This is a genomic window from Pseudomonas sp. 29 (genome assembly GCF_002754355.1).
In the GTDB taxonomy this organism is placed as follows: Bacteria; Pseudomonadota; Gammaproteobacteria; order Pseudomonadales; family Pseudomonadaceae; genus Aquipseudomonas; species Aquipseudomonas neuropathica.
Map to the genome: position 1 here is coordinate 3,815,048 of NZ_PEEY01000001.1, position 21,228 is coordinate 3,836,275.

The following is a 21,228-nucleotide window of genomic DNA, read 5'->3' on the forward strand; positions in this document are numbered from 1 at the left end:
ACATGACGACACATATTCAACGATCGGCGTTGCTGCCGTACCCGGCGCAATTTCTCTATGACCTGGTCAACGACGTGGCGCGCTACCCGGAATTTCTGCCGTGGTGCTCCTCGGCGGAAGTGCTGGAAAGCTCGCCGGAGCATATGCGCGCCAGTGTTGGCGTGGCCAAGGGCGGCCTCAGTCAGCATTTCGTGACGCGTAATACGCTGGTGCCGGGGCAGTCGATTGAAATGAACCTGGAAGAAGGCCCGTTCAATCAGTTGCACGGTGTGTGGGTGTTCAAGGTCTTGAACGAGAAGGCCTGCAAGATCAGTCTGGATCTGTCGTTCGATTACGCCGGACCGCTGGTACGCGCGACGCTGGGGCCGCTGTTCAATCAGGCTGCGAATACGCTAGTGGACGCGTTCTGCCAGCGCGCCAAGCAGATGCATGGTTGAGCCGGTGATCGAGATAGAGGTGGTATACGCGGCGGTGGATCGTCAGGTATTGCGCTCGTTCAACGTCAATGAAGGCGCGACGGTGCGGGCTGCGGTGCTTGCATCGGGTATCGCTAGCGAGTTTCCCGAGTTGAATCTGGCGGAGTGCCCGCTGGGCATCTTTGGCAAAGTGGTTGCTGACCCGGACTCGCGGGTTATTCAGGCAGGGGAGCGCATCGAGATTTATCGCCCATTGCTTGCCGATCCGAAAGAGGTTCGGCGCTTGCGAGCGGCCAAGGCTGCCGAGGCCAAAGCGCGAAACGCGTAAAAAGCCAAATCGCAGGCAATAAAAAACCCGGAATTTCCGGGTTTTTTATTGCGTCGCAAATTATTGCGGCGAGGTGTCCAGCGGCTCTGGTGTTGGAACCGGAACGGTTTCCACACCATCGACGTCCTTCTGGATCTGATCCAGCAAGGAACCTGGCTTGACCGGTTTTTCCGGTTTTGGCTTCTCGGCGTTTTCAGCAGGAGCGGTCACGGTCGTGCCATTGTCCTTGCCGAGAATGGCTTCGTCACGGCTTACGCCCGGCATAAAGTCACCGGACAGGCTGACAAGCTGGTCGTTTGAGTTGAAAATAACGCTGATGCGTTCCTGTTGGCGTTCACCGCCACCCGGTTGCAGGCTGTACAGATAATCCCAGCGATCGGCATGGAACGTGTCGACAAGCAGAGGGTTACCCATGATAAACCGTACTTGCGGCCGGGTCATTCCCGGGCGTAACTGGTCTATCATGTCCTGCGTGACGACATTGCCCTGCTGGATGTCGATTTTGTAAACCCCGGGGAATGAACAACCGGCGAGTGCGAGCAGTCCCACAAAGGTGAAACTGGTTAGCAAGAGCTTGGTGTTTTGCATCGGTGGGCGACTTCCACTATCTTGGCTGGGACAACGTAAACGCCGATCATACCCGCATTAAGAGAAGCTGCGAAGCAGCATCGCGAGAAAGCTGACCATGGTTGAAAATAGCGAACTACGCAAAGCCGGCCTCAAAGTGACCCTGCCACGGGTCAAGATCCTGCAAATGCTCGACTCTACAGAGCAGCGTCACATGAGTGCCGAGGACGTCTACAAGGCGTTGATGGAGGCTGGTGAGGACGTCGGTCTGGCCACGGTTTACCGTGTTCTGACCCAGTTCGAAGCGGCTGGCCTCGTTGTCCGTCACAACTTCGACGGCGGCCATGCGGTATTCGAATTGGCCGACGGTGGCCACCACGACCATATGGTCAACGTGGAAACCGGTGAAGTCGTCGAATTCGTCAGCCCGGAAATCGAAAAGCTCCAGAAGGCAATTGCCGAGGAGCACGGTGTTGATCTGGTAGATCACAATCTGGTGCTGTACGTGCGCAAGAAAAAGTAAGCATGTCGCGCGAATTTCACATTCGCGAAACGAACGAAGGCGACCCAAGGGTCGCCTTCGTGCTTTCTGTCATTGCTAAACCTTGGCAGTGACCACCATTTTTTTCGCGTGGGCCAGGGATTCCTTGGTCAGATCGATGCCGCCGAGCATCCGTGCCACTTCTTCTATACGGTCATTCTTGCTCAGTTTGGAAACGGCAGTGTGCGTCGCCTCTTCACCGCGCACCTTGTGCACGAACAGATGCTGATGGCCTTGCGCGGCCACTTGCGGCAAGTGCGTGACAGTCAGTACCTGGCCGCGATCGCCGAGACGGCGCAACAGTTGGCCGACAATTTCTGCGGTCGGGCCACCGATGCCGACGTCCACTTCGTCGAATACCAGCGTCGGAACACGGGATGTCTGTGCGGTGATGACCTGAATTGCCAGGCTGATCCGTGACAGCTCACCGCCGGAAGCGACTTTCGCCAGCGCCTTCAGCGGCTGGCCCGGGTTGGCGCTGACCAGCAATTCGACCTGCTCCAGCCCGTTGGGCAATAACTCGTCGCTGCTGTTGGCCTTCAATTCGATGGTGAAGCGACCACCCGGCATGCCCAGTCGCTGAATTTCCTGCTCAACAGCACTGGCGAGACTGCCGGCAGCCTGATGACGCAAATCGCTCAGTTCTCGGGCTTTCTCCTGATAGTGGCGGGCGTAGGAGGCCAGTTCTTCACCCAGGCGCTCAATGGATTCGTCATTGGCGTTGAGGGTTTCGATCTCATCCAGCAGTTTCTGCTGCATTTCGCCGACTTCGGTGGGTTGAATCCGGTGTTTGCGCGCCAGAGTGTAGATCGCGTCGAGGCGTTCTTCCAGATATTGCAGGCGTGCAGGATCGGCATCGAAGTTATCGAGGAAGCGATTAAGTTCGCCAACGGCTTCTTCGACCTGAATCTGTGCGCTGGTGAGCAAACTGCTCGCTTCGCCCAGTGCGCCAACGGAATTGTTCACGCTCGACAGGCGATTGAGGCTGGCAGTCAGTGCATTCAATACATTGCCGGAATCGCTTTCGCTGCATTGTTCGACCACTTGCCGACAAATGCCCAGCAAGGTTTCGGCGTTGGTCAGGTTTTTGTGTTCCTGCTCCAGTTGCTCCAGCTCGTTATCACCGAGGCCGAGGTTTTCCAGCTCTTCAAGCTGATAGCTCAGCAATTGATGGCGTGCGCGTTGTTCGTCGCCGGAATTGGAAAGGCGTTCCAGCTCCTGGCGAGTCTGGCGCCAGCGCTGGGCGGCGAGCTGAACCTGGCGGGCCAGGTCGGTAGCGCCGGCGTACTCGTCCAGCAAGCGGCGGTGAGTATCGGTTTTCAGCAGGGACTGGTGTTCATGCTGGCTGTGGATATCGATCAACAACTCGCCCAATGACTTGAGGTCGCCGAGCGGGCAGGGTGTGCCGTTGATGTAGCCGCGTGAACGACCTTCGGAGGTGATCACCCGGCGCAGAATGCACGGGCCGTCGGTCTCCAGGTCACGCTCCGCCAGCCATGCGCTGGCTTCAGGGATGTCCGCCAGATCGAAGGTCGCGAGGATGTCGGCCTTGTCGGCGCCGGGGCGCACCACGCCGCTGTCGGCACGATCGCCGAGGGTCAGGCCCAGCGCGTCGAGCATGATCGACTTGCCGGCGCCGGTTTCACCCGTGATCACGCTCATCCCGCGATCAAGTTCGAGATCGAGATGTTCAACGATGGCGTAGTTATGTACGGACAGGTGCACCAGCATAAAGGCCGCTCCCAAGCTAAAGGTCTGGTTATTTATACAGTGTTTTGTTTCGCCCTGACAATGCCCTCCCTTAGGTCGATTTGCTTGAGCCGAAAATCTGCTTAGCGCATTGAGGAATGAAGATTCGACACTTTTTTGTAGGGTTAATGTTTGAAGGCCCTTGAAGCCTGATTTTGCGGCCCCATATATCGGGGCAGAAGCGCGAGTCAGGCTCGCGGACGAAATTGAAAGGAGAATTCTATGGCTGACGAACAGACAGTAGATACGCAAAACCCAGAAGCCAATCAGGCGCCCGAAGGTTCGGGTGATGACCTGGCGACCCGTGTACAAGTGCTCGAAGAGCAATTGGCCGCCGCGCAGGATCAATCTCTGCGTGTTGCTGCCGATCTGCAGAACGTCCGTCGTCGTGCCGAGCAGGACGTCGAGAAGGCGCACAAGTTTGCCCTGGAAAAATTCGCCGGCGACCTGTTGCCGATCGTCGACAGCCTGGAGCGCGGCCTCGAGCTGTCGAACCCGGACGATGAAAGCATTCGTCCGATGCGCGAAGGCATCGAGCTGACGCTGAAAATGTTCCATGACACCCTCAAGCGTTATCAGTTGGAAGCGATCGATCCGCACGGCGAACCGTTCAACGCCGTTCAGCATCAGGCGATGGCCATGCAAGAAAGCGCCGACGTAGAGCCGAACAGCGTTCTGAAGGTGTTCCAGAAGGGCTACCAGCTCAACGGTCGCCTGTTGCGTCCGGCCATGGTTGTGGTCAGCAAGGCGCCTGCGCCAATTTCGCCTTCGATTGACGAGAAGGCTTGAAATTAGCCGCAAGGCCCCCATTTAGAAGTCAAGCGTTTAAGTATTACCGCAGTCAGCCACCACTGCTGCGGCAAAAAAATCCAAAGTTTCGGGAGAGTTAACATGGGCAAAATTATCGGTATCGACCTGGGGACCACCAACTCCTGCGTCTCCGTGCTGGAAAACGGCAAAGCAAAAGTTATTGAAAACGCTGAAGGCGCGCGTACCACGCCGTCGATCATCGCTTACGCCAACGATGGCGAAATTCTGGTAGGTCAGTCGGCAAAGCGTCAGGCTGTGACCAACCCGCACAACACTCTGTACGCGGTGAAGCGTCTGATCGGTCGTCGTTTCGACGAAGAAGTTGTGCAGAAAGACATCCAGATGGTCCCTTACAAGATCGTCAAGGCTGACAACAACGACGCCTGGGTTGAAGTGAACGGCCAGAAAATGGCACCGCCACAAATCTCGGCTGAAATTCTGAAGAAGATGAAGAAGACCGCCGAAGACTACCTCGGCGAGACCGTGACCGAAGCGGTAATCACCGTTCCGGCCTACTTCAACGACAGCCAGCGTCAGGCGACCAAAGACGCCGGCCGCATCGCAGGTCTGGACGTAAAACGCATCATCAACGAACCGACCGCAGCTGCTCTGGCTTACGGTATGGACAAGGCCAAGGGCGATCACACCGTGATCGTTTATGACCTGGGTGGCGGTACTTTCGACGTTTCCGTGATCGAGATCGCTGAAGTTGATGGCGAGCACCAGTTCGAAGTTCTGGCCACCAACGGTGACACGTTCCTCGGCGGTGAAGACTTTGACATTCGTCTGATCGACTACCTCGTTGACGAATTCAAGAAAGAAAGCGGCATGAACCTCAAAGGTGACCCGCTGGCCATGCAGCGCCTGAAAGAAGCCGCTGAGAAAGCCAAGATCGAGCTGTCGTCCGCTCAGTCGACCGACGTCAACCTGCCGTACATCACTGCAGACGCGACCGGTCCTAAGCACCTGAACGTGAAGATCTCGCGTGCCAAGCTCGAAGCGCTGGTTGAAGACCTGGTTCAGCGCACCATCGAACCTTGCCGCATCGCTATGAAAGACGCCGGTCTGGACGTTGGCGCGATCAACGACGTGATTCTGGTCGGTGGTCAGACCCGTATGCCGCTGGTACAGAAGCTGGTTACCGATTTCTTCGGTAAAGAAGCTCGTAAAGACGTTAACCCGGACGAAGCTGTTGCCATGGGTGCTGCGATTCAGGGCGCCGTGCTGGCCGGTGACGTGAAAGACGTTCTGCTGCTCGACGTTAGCCCGCTGACCCTGGGTATCGAAACCATGGGTGGCGTGATGACCGCGCTGATCGAGAAAAACACCACGATTCCTACCAAGAAATCGCAAGTGTTCTCGACTGCTGACGACAACCAGGGCGCTGTGACCATTCACGTTCTGCAGGGCGAGCGTAAGCAAGCCACTCAGAACAAGTCCCTGGGCAAGTTCGACCTGGCCGACATTCCACCAGCTCCACGTGGCGTGCCGCAGATCGAAGTGACCTTCGACATCGACGCTAACGGCATCCTGCACGTTGGTGCGAAAGACAAGGCCACCGGCAAGACCCAGTCGATCGTGATCAAGGCCAACTCCGGTCTGTCCGACGAAGAAATCGAGCGCATGGTGCGTGACGCCGAAGCCAACGCTGAGGAAGACCGCAAGTTCGAAGAGCTGGCCGCTGCCCGTAACCAGGGTGACGCACTGGTTCACTCGACTCGCAAAATGATTGCTGATGCGGGCGACAAAGTCACCGCCGAAGAGAAGACTGCGATCGAAGCTGCTGTGGTTGCTCTGGAAGCCGCTGTCAAAGGCGACGACAAGGCTGCCATCGAAGCCAAGGTTGAAGAGCTGTCGAAAGTCTCCGCTCCGGTTGCTCAGAAGATGTACGCCGAACAGGCTCAGCCAGCTGATGGCGCAGCCCCGCAAGGCGAATCGGCTGAGAAGGCTGACGACGTTGTCGATGCAGAGTTCGAAGAAGTCAAAGACCACAAGTAAGTTGTTGGTCGGCCGGTTGACTGCCTTTAGGCAGTGACTGGTAGGATGTCGCCGCGCGGGAGCTAGCTCCCGCGTTGGCGTATCTGGAATACGCGAATTTTTACAGCATGCGACAAGGTTCGGATGTTGGCGGTATGGCCGGGAATGCTCCTGCTTTTCGCGCCGCAAGTACCGCAAGAAACAAAGACCAGGATCGTTGAATTGACGTGAGTTGGGTCCGGGCCTGTATTGGGGCTCAACGAGTTTGGCCATCCTCAGGAGGGGTTTGCCGAACGTCCTCAAGAGTGCAGAAGACTTATGGCAAAGCGTGACTATTACGAAGTGTTGGGTGTTGAGCGCGGCTCAAGCGATGCGGACCTGAAGAAGGCTTACCGTCGTCTGGCGATGAAGCACCACCCGGACCGTAATCCCGATGACAAAGCGTCGGAAGAAATGTTCAAAGAGGCCAACGAGGCCTATGAAGTGCTGTCCGACTCGAGCAAGCGTGCGGCGTACGATCAGTACGGTCATGCCGGCGTCGACCCGAGCATGGGTGGCGGTGGCGCCGGTTTCGGCGGTCAGAACTTCTCGGACATCTTCGGTGATGTCTTCAGTGATTTCTTCGGTGGCGGTCGCGGCGGTTCCCGTGGCGGCGCTCAGCGTGGCAGTGACTTGCGCTACACCCTCGAGCTGAATCTGGAAGAAGCGGTGCGCGGCACGTCGGTGAATATCCGTGTTCCGACACTGGTCAACTGCAAGCCGTGCGACGGTTCGGGTGCCAAGAAAGGCTCGTCGCCATCGACGTGCCCGACTTGCGGCGGCATCGGCCAGGTGCGCATGCAGCAGGGCTTCTTCTCGGTGCAGCAAACCTGCCCGCGTTGCCATGGTCAGGGCAAGATCATTTCCGATCCGTGCGATTCCTGCCACGGTGACGGTCGCGTTGAAGAGTACAAAACCCTATCGGTCAAAGTGCCGGCCGGCGTCGATACCGGTGACCGCATTCGTCTGTCCGGCGAAGGCGAAGCGGGTACGCAGGGCGGCCCGACGGGCGACCTGTATGTGGTTATCAATGTCCGCGAGCACGACATCTTCCAGCGCGATGGCAAGCATCTGTTCTGCGAAGTGCCGATCAGCTTCGTCGACGCAGCACTGGGCGGCGAACTGGAAATCCCGACCCTCGACGGTCGCGTCAAACTGAAAATCCCTGAAGGCACTCAGACCGGCAAGCAGTTCCGTGTACGCGGCAAAGGCGTGGCGCCGGTGCGTGGCGGCGGTGCAGGCGATCTGATGTGCCGCGTTGCGGTCGAAACGCCGGTCAATCTGAACCGTCGTCAGCGCGAACTGCTGGAAGAATTCCGCAGCTCGCTGGCCGACGACAATAGCCACTCGCCGAAAACCACCGGTTGGTTCGACGGCGTGAAGCGCTTCTTCGGCGATCTGTAAGGAGTCGGCATGCGACGTATAGCTGTGATGGGCGCTGCTGGGCGCATGGGTAAGATTCTGGTCGAGGCCGTGCAGCAGCGCGCGCCGCTGACCGGTTTGACCGCCGCCGTGGTTCGTCCTGGCAGCACGCTGATCGGCGTCGATGCGGGGGAGCTGGCCTCGCTGGGGCGTATCGGTGTGCCGCTGTCCGGGCATATCGAAGCCGTGGCTGAAGAGTTCGATGTGTTGATCGACTTCACGCTGCCGGAAGTGATGCTGAAAAACCTCGTGTTCTGCCGCAAGGCCGGCAAGGCCATGGTCATTGGCACCACCGGGCTGGATGCGGCGCAGAAGCAGTTGCTGGCCGACGCGGGCAAAGATATTCCGATCGTGTTCGCGGCCAACTTCAGTGTCGGTGTCAATCTGTCGCTGAAGCTGCTCGACATGGCGGCGCGCGTGCTGGGTGATGATGCGGATATCGAAATCATCGAAGCCCATCACCGGCACAAGATCGATGCGCCGTCGGGTACGGCGTTGCGCATGGGTGAAGTGATTGCCAGTGCGCTTGATCGTGATTTACAGAAAGTCGCGGTGTACGGTCGTGAGGGTCATACCGGCGCTCGTGAGCGTGAAACCATCGGTTTTGCCACTGTGCGTGGTGGTGATGTGGTCGGTGATCACACCGTGTTGTTCGCCTGCGAAGGTGAGCGCCTGGAGATCACGCACAAGGCGTCTAGCCGTATGACGTTCGCCAAGGGCGCGGTGCGTGCGGCGCTGTGGCTGGATGGTCGCGAGCCGGGTCTGTACGACATGCAAGACGTGCTCGACCTGCGTTGATACACTGCTGAACCCGGCGCAAACGCCCTGTTTGCGCTGGTTTTTCTCCGCTCGGCGACGACCTGTCGCATTCTCCGGCCTTTTCGGCTCTTTAGCGGTGGACCAAAAAAGCCTTTTTCTGTAAGCTACAGCTTTAGTGTGTCCACTAAAAGCGCGCAGAATAATTCAGTGAAGAAGCGGGGTGACGTGTCCATACGTCACTCCGCTTTTTTACAACCTGCGATCGCCCTTTCATGCGTTATTTACGGGAGGTCTTCTTGACTAAGCCAGCCATACTTGCCCTTGCTGATGGCAGCATTTTTCGCGGCGAAGCCATTGGTGCCGACGGTCAAACCGTTGGTGAGGTGGTGTTCAACACCGCAATGACCGGCTATCAGGAAATCCTTACCGATCCTTCCTACGCCCAACAGATCGTTACCCTGACTTACCCGCACATCGGCAACACCGGCACCACGCCGGAAGATGCCGAGTCCGACCGCGTCTGGTCCGCTGGCCTGGTTATTCGCGACCTGCCGCTGGTAGCGAGCAACTGGCGTAACACGATGTCCCTGTCCGATTACCTGAAAGCCAACAACGTTGTGGCAATCGCCGGTATCGACACCCGTCGCCTGACCCGCATCCTGCGTGAAAAAGGCGCACAGAACGGCTGCATCATGGCCGGCGACAACATCTCCGAAGAAGCGGCCATCGCCGCTGCGCAAGGCTTCCCGGGCCTGAAAGGCATGGATCTGGCGAAAGTCGTCAGCACCAAGACTCAATACGAGTGGCGCTCGACTGTCTGGGATCTGAAAACCGACAGCCACGCGACCATCGACGCTTCCGAGCTGCCTTACCACGTGGTTGCCTACGACTACGGCGTCAAGGTCAACATCCTGCGCATGTTGGTCGAGCGCGGCTGCCGCGTCACCGTGGTGCCTGCCCAGACTCCAGCCGCTGATGTGCTGGCACTGAAGCCGGACGGCGTGTTCCTGTCCAACGGCCCTGGTGATCCGGAGCCATGCGACTACGCGATCAAGGCGATCAAGGAAGTCCTGGAAACCGAAATTCCGGTATTCGGTATCTGCCTCGGTCACCAACTGCTGGCTCTGGCCTCCGGCGCCAAGACCCTGAAAATGGGCCACGGCCACCACGGTGCTAACCACCCAGTGCAGGATCTGGACACTGGCGTCGTGATGATCACCAGCCAGAACCACGGTTTCGCGGTAGACGAAGAAACCCTGCCAGCCAACGTGCGTGCGATCCACAAATCGCTGTTCGACGGCACCCTGCAAGGCATCGAGCGCACCGACAAGAGCGCGTTCAGCTTCCAGGGTCACCCTGAAGCGAGCCCGGGCCCGAACGACGTCGCGCCACTGTTCGACCGCTTCATCAACGAGATGGCCAAGCGACGCTAAGCGTTCGCCTTGAGACTGTAGAGAGAAGCCCTCGAGGGCGGCCCCGACACCGGTGGCCCCCTTGAGACTTCAGAAATCGATCAAGACGGCTTGCCGACTGACCTGCGGATTTGAGTGACAAACCCATGCCAAAACGTACAGACATTAAAAGCATCCTGATTCTCGGCGCTGGCCCGATCGTTATCGGCCAGGCATGCGAATTCGACTACTCCGGCGCCCAGGCCTGTAAAGCCCTGCGCGAAGAGGGTTACCGCGTCATCCTGGTGAACTCCAACCCGGCCACCATCATGACCGACCCGGACATGGCCGACGCGACCTACATCGAGCCGATCAAGTGGCAGACCGTTGCCAAGATCATCGAAAAAGAACGCCCGGACGCCGTGCTGCCAACCATGGGCGGCCAGACTGCTCTGAACTGCGCCCTGGATCTGGAGCGCGAAGGCGTTCTGGAGAAGTTCGGCGTGGAAATGATCGGCGCCAACGCTGACACCATCGACAAGGCTGAAGACCGTTCGCGTTTCGACAAGGCGATGAAGTCCATCGGCCTGGCGTGCCCGCGTTCCGGTATCGCCCACAGCATGGAAGAAGCCAACGCGGTTCTCGAAACCCTGGGCTTCCCGTGCATCATCCGTCCGTCCTTCACCATGGGCGGCACCGGTGGCGGTATCGCGTACAACCGTGAAGAGTTCGAAGAAATCTGCGCCCGTGGTCTGGACCTGTCGCCGACCAAAGAGCTGCTGATCGACGAATCGCTGATCGGCTGGAAAGAATATGAAATGGAAGTTGTCCGCGACAAAAAGGACAACTGCATCATCGTCTGCTCGATCGAAAACTTCGACCCGATGGGCGTGCACACCGGTGACTCGATCACCGTAGCTCCTGCGCAAACCCTGACCGACAAGGAATACCAGATCCTGCGTAACGCCTCGCTGGCGGTACTGCGTGAGATCGGCGTCGAGACTGGCGGTTCCAACGTTCAATTCGGTATCTGCCCGAACACCGGCCGTATGGTCGTGATCGAAATGAACCCGCGTGTATCGCGTTCCTCGGCACTGGCTTCGAAAGCCACCGGTTTCCCGATCGCCAAAGTCGCGGCCAAACTGGCTGTGGGTTACACCCTCGACGAACTGTCGAACGACATCACCGGTGGCAAGACCCCGGCGTCCTTCGAGCCGTCGATCGACTACGTCGTCACCAAGCTGCCACGCTTCGCCTTCGAGAAGTTCGCCAAGGCTGACGCACGCCTGACCACGCAAATGAAGTCGGTCGGTGAAGTCATGGCCATCGGCCGTACCTTCCAGGAATCCCTGCAGAAAGCCCTGCGCGGTCTGGAAGTCGGCGTTTGCGGTCTGGACGAGAAGCTCGACCTGAGCAACCCGGAAAGCATGAGCGTGCTCAAGCGCGAACTGACCGTGCCGGGCGCCGAGCGTATCTGGTACGTGGCAGATGCTTTCCGCGCTGGCCTGTCGGTCGAAGACATCTTCGGCATGAACATGATCGACCCGTGGTTCCTGGTGCAGATCGAAGATCTGATCAAGGAAGAAGAGAAGGTCAAGACCCTCGGTCTGTCCGCTATCGACCGCGACCTGATGTTCAAGCTCAAGCGTAAAGGCTTCTCCGATCAGCGTCTGGCCAAACTGTTGGGCGTGACCGAGAAGAACCTGCGCACTCATCGCCAGAAGCTGGAAGTGTTCCCGGTCTACAAGCGCGTTGACACCTGCGCCGCCGAGTTCGCCACTGACACCGCTTACCTCTACTCCACCTACGAGGAAGAGTGTGAAGCTGCGCCGTCGGGTCGCGACAAGATCATGATTCTGGGCGGTGGTCCGAACCGTATCGGCCAAGGCATCGAGTTCGACTACTGCTGCGTTCACGCTGCTCTCGCCCTGCGCGAAGACGGCTACGAAACCATCATGGTCAACTGCAACCCGGAAACCGTTTCCACCGACTACGACACTTCCGACCGTCTGTACTTCGAACCGGTAACTCTGGAAGACGTGCTGGAAATCTGCCGCGTCGAGAAGCCGAAAGGCGTGATCGTTCAGTACGGCGGTCAGACTCCGCTGAAACTGGCTCGTGCCTTGGAAGCCGCTGGCGTGCCGATCATCGGCACCAGCCCGGACGCCATCGACCGCGCTGAAGACCGTGAGCGTTTCCAGCAAATGGTTGAGCGCCTGAACCTGCGTCAGCCGCCAAACGCCACCGTGCGCAGCGAAGACGAAGCTGTTCGTGCTGCCGCGAAGATCGGTTATCCGCTGGTGGTGCGCCCGTCCTATGTACTGGGCGGCCGTGCGATGGAAATCGTTTACAAGGAAGACGAGCTCAAGCGTTACCTGCGTGACGCGGTGCAAGTGTCCAACGACAGCCCTGTGCTGCTCGACCACTTCCTCAACTGCGCCATCGAAATGGACGTGGATGCGGTCTGTGACGGCAAAGACGTGGTGATCGGCGCGATCATGCAGCACATCGAACAGGCTGGCGTTCACTCCGGTGACTCCGCGTGCTCGCTGCCGCCGTACTCGCTGCCGGCGCACATCCAGGACGAGATGCGCGAACAGGTCAAGAAAATGGCTTTGGAACTGGGCGTTGTCGGCCTGATGAACGTGCAGTTGGCGCTGCAAGGCGAAGACATCTACGTCATCGAAGTCAACCCGCGCGCTTCCCGTACCGTACCGTTCGTGTCGAAGTGCATCGGTGTCTCCCTGGCGATGATCGCTGCCCGCGTGATGGCCGGTAAGACCCTGAAAGAAATCGGCTTCACCAAAGAAATCATCCCGAACTTCTATAGCGTGAAAGAGGCGGTGTTCCCGTTCGCCAAGTTCCCTGGCGTTGACCCGATTCTCGGCCCAGAGATGAAGTCGACCGGTGAAGTGATGGGCGTCGGCGACACCTTCGGTGAAGCATTCGCCAAAGCCCAGATGGGCGCCAGCGAAGTGCTGCCGACTGGCGGTACAGCATTCATCAGCGTGCGTGACGACGACAAGCCACTGGTTGCAGGCGTGGCCCGCGATCTGATCAACTTGGGCTTCGAAGTGGTAGCCACTGCCGGCACTGCCAAGCTGATCGAAGCCGCAGGTCTGAAAGTGCGCCGTGTGAACAAGGTGACCGAGGGTCGTCCGCACGTGGTCGACATGATCAAGAATGACGAAGTCACCCTGATCATCAACACCACTGAAGGTCGTCAGTCGATCGCTGATTCGTACTCCATTCGTCGTAATGCCTTGCAGCACAAGATTTACTGCACAACCACTATTGCTGCTGGCGAAGCTATCTGTGAAGCGCTGAAGTTCGGTCCTGAAAAAACCGTGCGCCGCTTGCAGGATCTACACGCAGGATTGAAGGCATGATCAAATACCCAATGACCGTCCAGGGCGCCAAAGCCCTTGAAGAAGAACACGCTCACCTGACCAAGGTCGTCCGTCCGAAGCTCAGCCAGGACATTGGTACGGCTCGCGAGTTGGGTGACTTGAAGGAAAACGCTGAATACCATGCTGCCCGCGAACAGCAAGGCATGGTCGAGGCGCGGATTCGTGATATCGAAGGCCGGATTCAGAATCAGGTCATCATCGATGTCACGACCATTCCGCACACTGGCAAAGTGATTTTCGGTACCACCGTCGAAATCGCCAATGTCGAGACTGACGAAAGCGTCACTTACCACATCGTGGGTGAGGATGAGGCTGACTTCAAACTTGGCAAGATTTCGGTCGGCTCGCCTTTGGCCCGTGCCTTGATTGGCAAGGAAGAGGGCGATGTGGTCGCCGTGAAAACGCCAAGCGGCGTGATCGAGTACGAGATTGTCGAAGTCCGTCACATCTGAAAAAGGGCGCCCGCTGCATGCGGGCGCCATGCTTTGGCAGCTGACCCAGATGCTTTGGGTTGGCGGTCTATGGCTGATTCATCTCGGTTTGCAGCCGGCGTTGGGCAAGATTGGCCTGGCACCGCTGCTGATCGATGAGGTGGCCAGTGCATTTGAAGTGCTGGTGGTAGGTTTTGCCGCCGTATGCCTTATTTTTCAGGCTTTGGTGCTGGTACAGGCCGAGGGCCTTGTCAGTCTATGGCGAGATTTTCGCGGTCAGGTGCTGCTGATGGCGTTGTATGCGTGTGCGATGTTTGTCGCAGTGCGTGTCGGCTGGCCGGATGCGCAGCGCTGGCAGGTCTTCAGTTATCTGGTTCTGGGTTTTTCCGGGCTGGTGCTGGTGATGCAGCCGGTGCCAGGATGGAGTGGCAGGGTGCGCGAAGCACACCCTTGACCCTTGTCATCACTTGAAGCGATGAACGTTCGACAGCTGCTTGTTGACGCTGAAGTTCTTGCGGTAAACCAGTGCCATCTTGCCGATGACCTGTACCAGGTCCGCTTTGCCGACCTTGCACAGTTCTGCGATATGCGCCAGGCGCGACTCGCGATCGAGGATGTTGAGCTTGATCTTGATCAGCTCGTGGTCCGCCAAAGCGCGTTCAAGTTCGGCTAAAACACCTTCAGTCAAACCGTTGTCAGCCACCGTCAAAACCGGTTTCAGGTGGTGGCCAATGGATTTGTACTGTTTCTTCTGCTCTGGAGTGAGCGGCATAATCTGACCCTTTCGTCTGGATTCTGTAAAATGGCGGCCATTTTACCCGAGGGCTCGTGGATCCGCCCAATTAATCACGACCCTAATCATCGAGGTGCCCAATGGCGCGTTCCAAGACAAGCCTTGGTTGGCTGAAACGACATGTCAACGATCCCTATGTGAAGCAAGCACAGAAGGATGGCTACCGCTCGCGTGCGAGCTACAAACTTCTGGAGATCCAGGAGAAATACAAGCTGATTCGTCCCGGTATGAGCGTTGTCGACCTGGGTGCGGCGCCCGGTGGCTGGTCGCAGGTGACTAGCCGGCTGATCGGTGGTCAGGGGCGTCTGATCGCCTCGGACATCCTGGAAATGGACAGCATTCCGGACGTGACTTTCATTCAGGGCGATTTCACCGAGGACGAAGTGCTCGGGCGGATTCTCGAAGCCGTGGGTAATTCGCAGGTGGACCTTGTGATTTCCGATATGGCCCCCAATATGAGTGGTACGCCTGAAGTGGATATGCCGAAAGCCATGTTCCTTTGCGAGTTGGCGCTTGATCTGGCGGAACGGATCCTCAAGCCGGGTGGAAATTTTGTGATCAAGATTTTTCAGGGCGAAGGGTTTGATGTTTACCTGAAGGACGCTCGCAAAAAGTTCGACAAGATCCAGATGATCAAACCAGACTCCTCTCGTGGCAGCTCACGTGAGCAATACATGCTGGCTTGGGGTTACCGCGGTCGTAGCGAGTAAAACGAGGTTTTTTGGTGGGGTGATAGGTTTTTCGTATTTCGCTCCGCGTGCATAAGCGAATATTGTGTAGAAAGTGTTTCACAAAGGGTTACAGACGGCGCCTGCCAGAGTTGTAGGTAATGTAGTAAGTTAAGCCGGTGAATATCATGCGAAGCGCGCGCCAGTAGCGGAGCTTGCTTCAGAGGGTAGTTAATTGAACGATATGGCAAAGAATCTGATCCTGTGGTTGATCATCGCGGCTGTCCTGGTGACGGTGATGAACAACTTCTCCAGCCCTAACGAGCCGCAGACCCTCAACTATTCCGACTTCATCCAGCAGGTCAAGGATGGCAAGGTCGAGCGCGTAGCCGTTGATGGTTATGTGATTACCGGCAAGCGCAATGATGGCGATAGCTTCAAGACCATTCGTCCGGCAATCCAGGACAATGGCCTGATCGGCGACCTGGTCGACAACCACGTTGTGGTTGAAGGCAAGCAGCCTGAGCAGCAAAGCATCTGGACTCAATTGCTGGTAGCCAGCTTCCCGATCCTGGTGATCATCGCGGTGTTCATGTTCTTCATGCGCCAGATGCAGGGCGGTGCCGGCGGCAAGGGCGGACCGATGAGCTTCGGCAAGAGCAAGGCGCGCCTGCTCTCCGAAGATCAGGTGAAAACCACTCTGGCTGACGTTGCCGGTTGCGACGAAGCCAAGGAAGAAGTCGGCGAGCTGGTTGAATTCCTCCGTGACCCGGGCAAGTTCCAGCGCCTGGGCGGTCGTATTCCTCGCGGTGTGCTGATGGTCGGTCCTCCGGGTACCGGTAAAACCTTGCTGGCCAAGGCGATTGCCGGCGAAGCCAAGGTTCCGTTCTTCACCATTTCCGGTTCTGACTTCGTCGAGATGTTCGTCGGTGTCGGTGCCAGCCGTGTTCGCGACATGTTCGAGCAGGCCAAGAAGCACGCTCCTTGCATCATCTTCATCGACGAAATCGACGCCGTCGGTCGCCATCGTGGCGCCGGCATGGGTGGCGGTCACGATGAGCGTGAGCAGACCCTCAACCAGTTGCTGGTTGAGATGGACGGCTTCGAAATGAACGATGGCATCATTGTTATCGCTGCAACCAACCGCCCAGACGTCCTCGACCCTGCGCTGCTGCGTCCGGGCCGTTTCGACCGTCAGGTTGTCGTTGGTCTGCCAGATATCCGTGGTCGTGAGCAAATCCTCAAAGTACACATGCGCAAAGTGCCAATGGGTGACGACGTCGCTCCGGCCGTTATCGCGCGTGGTACTCCGGGGTTCTCCGGTGCTGACCTGGCCAACCTGGTCAACGAAGCGTCTTTGTTCGCTGCACGTAGCGGCAAGCGCATCGTCGAAATGAAAGAGTTCGAACTGGCCAAAGACAAGATCATGATGGGCGCCGAGCGCAAATCCATGGTCATGTCCGAGAAAGAGAAACAGAACACCGCTTATCACGAAGCTGGCCACGCCATTGTCGGTCGCGTCGTGCCTGAGCATGATCCGGTCTACAAGGTATCGATCATTCCGCGCGGTCGTGCGCTGGGTGTGACCATGTTCCTGCCGGAAGAAGATCGTTACAGTCTGTCCAAGCGTGCGCTGATCAGCCAGATCTGCTCGCTGTACGGTGGCCGTATCGCTGAGGAAATGACCCTCGGTTTCGACGGTGTGACCACCGGCGCTTCCAACGACATTATGCGTGCTAGTCAGATTGCGCGGAACATGGTCACCAAGTGGGGCCTGTCGGAAAAACTCGGTCCGTTGATGTACGCCGAAGAAGAGGGTGAAGTGTTCCTCGGTCGCGGCGGTGGCGGTCAAGCTGCCAGCTTCTCCGGTGAGACAGCCAAGCTGATCGACTCCGAAGTGCGCAGCATCATTGATCAGTGCTACGGCACGGCCAAACAGATTCTCACGGACAACCGTGACAAGCTTGATGCGATGGCTGATGCGTTGATGAAGTATGAAACGATCGATGCTGAACAGATCGACGACATCATGGCGGGACGTACACCACGCGAGCCACGTGATTGGTCGGGGGGCACTGGTACACCACCACCTCCGGTGGTTCGTGACGAGCGTCCGGAAACACCGATTGGCGGTCCGGCTGCTGACGTTTAAGGTTTGAAATGACTTCTGTACAGTCCCTGACCCGGTTGCCTTGCGGCAACCGGGTTCTTGATTTGGCCCAGACGCATGTCATGGGTATTCTCAATGTCACCCCTGATTCTTTCTCCGACGGCGGCCAATACAGCCAGCTCGATGCGGCTTTGCGCCACGCCGAGGCTATGGTTGCAGCGGGTGCGACGCTGATTGATGTCGGTGGCGAGTCCACTCGCCCAGGCGCGCGCGCAGTGTCACCGCTCGAAGAGCTTGAGCGTGTGGCGCCGATCGTCGAGCTGATCAATCGCGAGTTGGATGTGATCATTTCGGTGGACACTTCTACGCCAGCCGTTATGCGCGAAACCGCACGATTGGGTGCCGGGTTGATCAACGATGTGCGGTCACTGCGGCGCGATGGCGCGCTGGATGCGGCGGCGGCTACGGGTTTGCCGGTGTGTCTCATGCATATGCTCGGTGAGCCTGGAGACATGCAGGACAATCCGCAGTATCAGGATGTCACGCGCGAAGTCGGTGATTTTCTAGCCGAGCGCATGGCGCAGTGTGCGGCGGCCGGTATTCCTGAGGAGCGGATCATTCTTGACCCGGGTTTCGGTTTCGCCAAAACCCTGCAGCACAACCTAAGCTTGTTCAAGCACATGGAAGCCCTCCATGCGTTGGGTCGGCCACTGCTTGTCGGTGTTTCCCGAAAAAGCATGATCGGACAGGCCTTGAATCGTCCTGTCGGCGAGCGGCTGCATGGTGGTCTGGCACTGGCGGCGCTGGCATCGGTGAAGGGGGCGCGTATATTGCGCGTCCATGATGTAGCGGAAACGGTAGACGTGGTGCGCATGATCGCGGCCGTGGAATCAGCCGAATAAGAATGATGGAGCAGTTATGAGCAAGAAATACTTTGGTACTGACGGCATTCGTGGTCGAGTCGGTGAATACCCGATTACTCCTGACTTCATGCTCAAGCTCGGCTGGGCTGCCGGCATGGCGTTCCGCAAAATGGGCGCTTGCAAGGTGCTGGTCGGCAAGGACACGCGGATTTCCGGTTATATGTTCGAGTCGGCACTTGAGGCTGGTCTGACATCGGCGGGGGCTGATGTGATGTTGCTGGGTCCTATGCCGACGCCGGCCATTGCCTATCTGTCGCGTACGTTTCAGGCTGAGGCCGGTATCGTGATCAGTGCCTCGCACAATCCGCATGACGATAACGGCATCAAGTTCTTCTCCGGTAAAGGCACCAAGCTGCCGGATGAGCTGGAGCTGATGATTGAAGAGCTGCTCGATACCCCGATGACTGTGGTCGAGTCGAGCAAGATCGGCAAAGTGTCGCGAATCAACGATGCATCAGGTCGCTACATTGAGTTCTGCAAAAGCAGTGTGCCAACCGGAACCAGTTTTTCCGGTCTCAAGATCGTTATCGACTGTGCGCACGGTGCGACCTATAAGGTGGCTCCGAGTGTCTTCCGCGAGTTGGGGGCAGAAGTCGTCGTGCTGTCAGCGCAGCCAAACGGTCTGAATATCAATGAAAACTGCGGCTCGACCCATATGGGTCAGTTGCAGGCTGCGGTGCTCGCCGAGCATGCCGACCTGGGTATCGCTTTCGATGGTGATGGTGATCGGGTGCTGATGGTCGATCACACTGGCGCCATCGTCGATGGTGATGAATTGCTGTTTATCATCGCTCGTGATCTGCATGAGCGGGGCAAATTGCAGGGCGGTGTCGTTGGTACCCTGATGAGTAATCTGGGGCTGGAACTCGCGCTGGCGGATCTTTCGATTCCATTTATTCGTGCCAATGTCGGCGACCGTTACGTGATTGCCGAGTTGCTTGAACGCAACTGGCTGGTCGGCGGAGAAAACTCGGGGCATATCGTTTGCTTCAATCACACCACGACCGGTGATGCGATCATCGCTGCGTTGCAGGTGCTGATGGCGCTGAAGACCCGTAATGAAGGTTTGGCGCAAACCCGCCAGGCATTGCGCAAGTGCCCTCAGGTACTGATCAATGTGCGTTTTGGTGGTGGCGAAAGTCCGCTGGAGCACCCGGCTGTCAAGGAGGCCAGTGCGCGCGTCACCCAGGCAATGGCGGGACGCGGGCGCGTGCTTTTGCGCAAGTCCGGGACAGAGCCTCTGGTGCGGGTAATGGTCGAAGGCGAGGATGAAACCCAGGTTCGCAACTACGCCGAAGAGCTGGCAAAACTGGTAACTGAAGTTTCTGCCTGATACGGCTTGCAAGCCATGATTGTGTTGGGTAACATCTGCGCCCACTTTGACCGACGAGGTACAGCATGCGTCGCCCTATGGTAGCTGGTAACTGGAAGATGCACGGTACCCGCGCCAGCGTCGCTGAGCTGATCAACGGCCTTCGTCATCTGGCCTTGCCAAGCGGTGTTGATGTCGCGGTATTCCCGCCTTGCTTGTATATCAATCAAGTGATTGATGGCTTGAAAGGCAAATCGATTTCGGTCGGTGCGCAGAATTCTGCGGTGGAATCCATGCAAGGTGCATTGACCGGTGAGATTGCGCCGAGTCAGTTGGTGGATGCAGGTTGTTCCCTTGTGCTTGTCGGGCACTCCGAACGCCGCCAGATAATGGGCGAGCGAGACGGGATGCTGAATCGCAAGTTTGCAGCGGCACAGGCATGTGGCTTGGTTCCGGTGTTATGTATAGGGGAAACCCTTGAGCAACGCGAAGCTGGAAAAACTCTTGAGGTTGTCGGGCGTCAGCTGGGCAGCATCATCGAGGAGCTGGGTGTAGGTGCTTTTGCCAAGGCAGTCATCGCTTACGAGCCTGTCTGGGCCATTGGTACCGGACTGACTGCAACGCCGCAACAGGCTCAGGATGTGCATAAAGCCATTCGCGAGCAGTTGGCGGCAGAGAATTCTGAAGTCGCACGAGGTGTGCGCCTTCTATACGGCGGCAGCGTGAAGGCGGCCAATGCGGTCGAACTGTTCGGCATGCCGGATATCGATGGGGGGCTCATTGGTGGAGCTTCCCTGAATGCAGATGAGTTCGGTGCGATCTGTCGCGCCGCGGGAAACTGAAAAAATGCTGGAAACAGTCGTAGTCGTTTTTCATCTGCTGGGTGCATTGGGCGTAGTTGCTCTGGTTTTGCTGCAGCAGGGTAAGGGTGCGGACGCTGGCGCGTCTTTCGGAGCAGGTGCTTCAAATACTGTGTTCGGAAGCCAAGGTTCCTCTACCTTTCTTAGTAAGTTTACTGCTATACTTGCCGCCGGTTTCTTCATAACCAGCTTGGGGTTAGGTTACTTTGCTAAAGAGAAGGCTCATCAGCTGACTCAGGCAGGTCTCCCAAATCCAGCAGTGTTGGAAGTACCTAAGCAACAACAACCGGCTTCTGATGATGTCCCGGTGCTTCAAGAGCAAAAGTCGGCTACTCCAGCGACTGACGTACCTCCAGCTCAAGAGCAGAAGTAAGAAGGGTTTCAACGTAGTTTTGCCGAGGTGGTGGAATTGGTAGACACGCAACCTTGAGGTGGTTGTGCCCATAGGGTGTAGGGGTTCGAGTCCCCTTCTCGGTACCAATTAGTCAGGAGAGCCCGCTGTTGCGGGCTTTCTTGCAGGTGGAAGGTTACATTGACCCTATAAGGGATCGGTCGTATACTTCCGCCCCAGCTTTGTCGCGGGGTGGAGCAGTCTGGTAGCTCGTCGGGCTCATAACCCGAAGGTCGTCGGTTCAAATCCGGCCCCCGCAACCAGTTTAAGGAGCCCCTTTTAAGGGGCTTTTTGTTAGCTGGACACTTTCAACGCCGCTGTTCGACGGCGT

At 57.6% G+C, this 21,228-nt stretch carries 20 protein-coding genes and 2 tRNA genes; 19 read left to right on the forward strand and 3 right to left on the reverse strand.

The window, feature by feature from the left end; genetic code table 11:
- The first annotated feature begins 2 nt into the window (after nt 1-2).
- On the forward strand, nt 3-437 hold the full coding sequence (locus CLU80_RS17550) for a type II toxin-antitoxin system RatA family toxin (protein WP_016986510.1): 435 nt from the start codon (nt 3-5) through the stop codon (nt 435-437).
- Nucleotides 430-744, forward strand: a complete 315-nt coding sequence (locus tag CLU80_RS17555; RefSeq protein ID WP_099757968.1) for an RnfH family protein — start codon at nt 430-432, stop codon at nt 742-744. The genes CLU80_RS17550 and CLU80_RS17555 overlap by 8 nt, the downstream gene beginning before the upstream one ends.
- A 60-nt stretch (nt 745-804) precedes the next feature.
- On the opposite strand, the gene CLU80_RS17560 is transcribed toward CLU80_RS17555, so the two are convergent.
- Complete coding sequence (locus CLU80_RS17560) at nt 805-1,332, reverse strand: outer membrane protein assembly factor BamE (protein WP_093435741.1); 528 nt, start codon at nt 1,330-1,332, stop codon at nt 805-807.
- Nucleotides 1,333-1,429: 97 nt separating this feature from the next.
- Between CLU80_RS17560 and fur the strand changes: the two genes are divergently transcribed.
- Entirely contained in the window at nt 1,430-1,834 is a 405-nt protein-coding gene (gene fur / locus CLU80_RS17565; RefSeq protein ID WP_003221515.1) for a ferric iron uptake transcriptional regulator, read from the forward strand.
- A gap of 75 nt (nt 1,835-1,909) precedes the next feature.
- Here fur and recN read toward each other — a convergent pair whose 3' ends face one another.
- A complete protein-coding gene (gene recN / locus CLU80_RS17570; protein ID WP_007915217.1) occupies nt 1,910-3,583 on the reverse strand; it encodes a DNA repair protein RecN in 1,674 nt (557 codons plus the stop codon).
- A 240-nt stretch (nt 3,584-3,823) separates the two neighbouring features.
- Between recN and grpE the strand changes: the two genes are divergently transcribed.
- From grpE to CLU80_RS17610, 8 genes are all read left to right on the forward strand, one after another.
- A complete protein-coding gene (grpE, locus tag CLU80_RS17575) occupies nt 3,824-4,390 on the forward strand; it encodes a nucleotide exchange factor GrpE (RefSeq protein ID WP_007915219.1) in 567 nt (188 codons plus the stop codon).
- A 102-nt stretch (nt 4,391-4,492) separates the two neighbouring features.
- Nucleotides 4,493-6,409 carry a molecular chaperone DnaK gene (gene dnaK / locus CLU80_RS17580; RefSeq protein WP_007915221.1) on the forward strand — a complete coding sequence of 639 codons (1,917 nt, stop codon included), beginning with the start codon at nt 4,493-4,495 and terminating at the stop codon, nt 6,407-6,409.
- 297 nt (nt 6,410-6,706) lie between these two features.
- A complete protein-coding gene (gene dnaJ / locus CLU80_RS17585) occupies nt 6,707-7,831 on the forward strand; it encodes a molecular chaperone DnaJ (RefSeq protein WP_016986506.1) in 1,125 nt (374 codons plus the stop codon).
- A gap of 9 nt (nt 7,832-7,840) precedes the next feature.
- Complete coding sequence (gene dapB / locus CLU80_RS17590) at nt 7,841-8,647, forward strand: 4-hydroxy-tetrahydrodipicolinate reductase (protein WP_093435744.1); 807 nt, start codon at nt 7,841-7,843, stop codon at nt 8,645-8,647.
- Nucleotides 8,648-8,904: 257 nt separating this feature from the next.
- On the forward strand, nt 8,905-10,041 hold the full coding sequence (gene carA / locus CLU80_RS17595; RefSeq protein WP_007915228.1) for a glutamine-hydrolyzing carbamoyl-phosphate synthase small subunit: 1,137 nt from the start codon (nt 8,905-8,907) through the stop codon (nt 10,039-10,041).
- Between the two features lie 125 nt (nt 10,042-10,166).
- Complete coding sequence (gene carB, locus CLU80_RS17600; RefSeq protein WP_007915231.1) at nt 10,167-13,388, forward strand: carbamoyl-phosphate synthase large subunit; 3,222 nt, start codon at nt 10,167-10,169, stop codon at nt 13,386-13,388.
- A complete protein-coding gene (gene greA, locus CLU80_RS17605; protein WP_003221530.1) occupies nt 13,385-13,861 on the forward strand; it encodes a transcription elongation factor GreA in 477 nt (158 codons plus the stop codon). Before carB ends, greA begins: the two co-directional genes overlap by 4 nt.
- A gap of 28 nt (nt 13,862-13,889) precedes the next feature.
- Nucleotides 13,890-14,294, forward strand: coding sequence for an MFS transporter (locus CLU80_RS17610; RefSeq protein ID WP_099757969.1), 405 nt, complete (start codon nt 13,890-13,892; stop codon nt 14,292-14,294).
- Nucleotides 14,295-14,303: 9 nt separating this feature from the next.
- Here CLU80_RS17610 and CLU80_RS17615 read toward each other — a convergent pair whose 3' ends face one another.
- Nucleotides 14,304-14,612 (reverse strand): YhbY family RNA-binding protein, encoded by a 309-nt coding sequence (locus tag CLU80_RS17615; protein WP_003221534.1) that lies wholly within the window; start codon nt 14,610-14,612, stop codon nt 14,304-14,306.
- Between the two features lie 101 nt (nt 14,613-14,713).
- On the opposite strand from CLU80_RS17615, the gene rlmE reads away from it, so the two are divergent.
- The 8 genes from rlmE to CLU80_RS17655 all read left to right on the forward strand — a co-directional run bounded on the left by rlmE (nt 14,714) and on the right by CLU80_RS17655 (nt 21,160).
- Entirely contained in the window at nt 14,714-15,343 is a 630-nt protein-coding gene (gene rlmE / locus CLU80_RS17620) for a 23S rRNA (uridine(2552)-2'-O)-methyltransferase RlmE (protein ID WP_007915237.1), read from the forward strand.
- Between the two features lie 202 nt (nt 15,344-15,545).
- Nucleotides 15,546-17,453 carry an ATP-dependent zinc metalloprotease FtsH gene (gene ftsH / locus CLU80_RS17625; protein ID WP_016986501.1) on the forward strand — a complete coding sequence of 636 codons (1,908 nt, stop codon included), beginning with the start codon at nt 15,546-15,548 and terminating at the stop codon, nt 17,451-17,453.
- A gap of 8 nt (nt 17,454-17,461) precedes the next feature.
- The gene (gene folP / locus CLU80_RS17630) at nt 17,462-18,313 is read left to right on the forward strand and encodes a dihydropteroate synthase (protein WP_095049712.1); all 852 of its coding nucleotides are present in this window, start codon (nt 17,462-17,464) and stop codon (nt 18,311-18,313) included.
- A 16-nt stretch (nt 18,314-18,329) separates the two neighbouring features.
- A complete protein-coding gene (gene glmM / locus CLU80_RS17635; RefSeq protein ID WP_064119464.1) occupies nt 18,330-19,667 on the forward strand; it encodes a phosphoglucosamine mutase in 1,338 nt (445 codons plus the stop codon).
- Between the two features lie 65 nt (nt 19,668-19,732).
- Nucleotides 19,733-20,488 carry a triose-phosphate isomerase gene (gene tpiA, locus CLU80_RS17640; RefSeq protein ID WP_099757970.1) on the forward strand — a complete coding sequence of 252 codons (756 nt, stop codon included), beginning with the start codon at nt 19,733-19,735 and terminating at the stop codon, nt 20,486-20,488.
- A gap of 4 nt (nt 20,489-20,492) precedes the next feature.
- Nucleotides 20,493-20,879 carry a preprotein translocase subunit SecG gene (gene secG, locus CLU80_RS17645; protein ID WP_016986497.1) on the forward strand — a complete coding sequence of 129 codons (387 nt, stop codon included), beginning with the start codon at nt 20,493-20,495 and terminating at the stop codon, nt 20,877-20,879.
- Nucleotides 20,880-20,900: 21 nt separating this feature from the next.
- Nucleotides 20,901-20,986 (forward strand) — tRNA-Leu (locus tag CLU80_RS17650).
- 97 nt (nt 20,987-21,083) lie between these two features.
- Nucleotides 21,084-21,160 (forward strand) — tRNA-Met (locus tag CLU80_RS17655).
- Nucleotides 21,161-21,228: the final 68 nt, after the last annotated feature.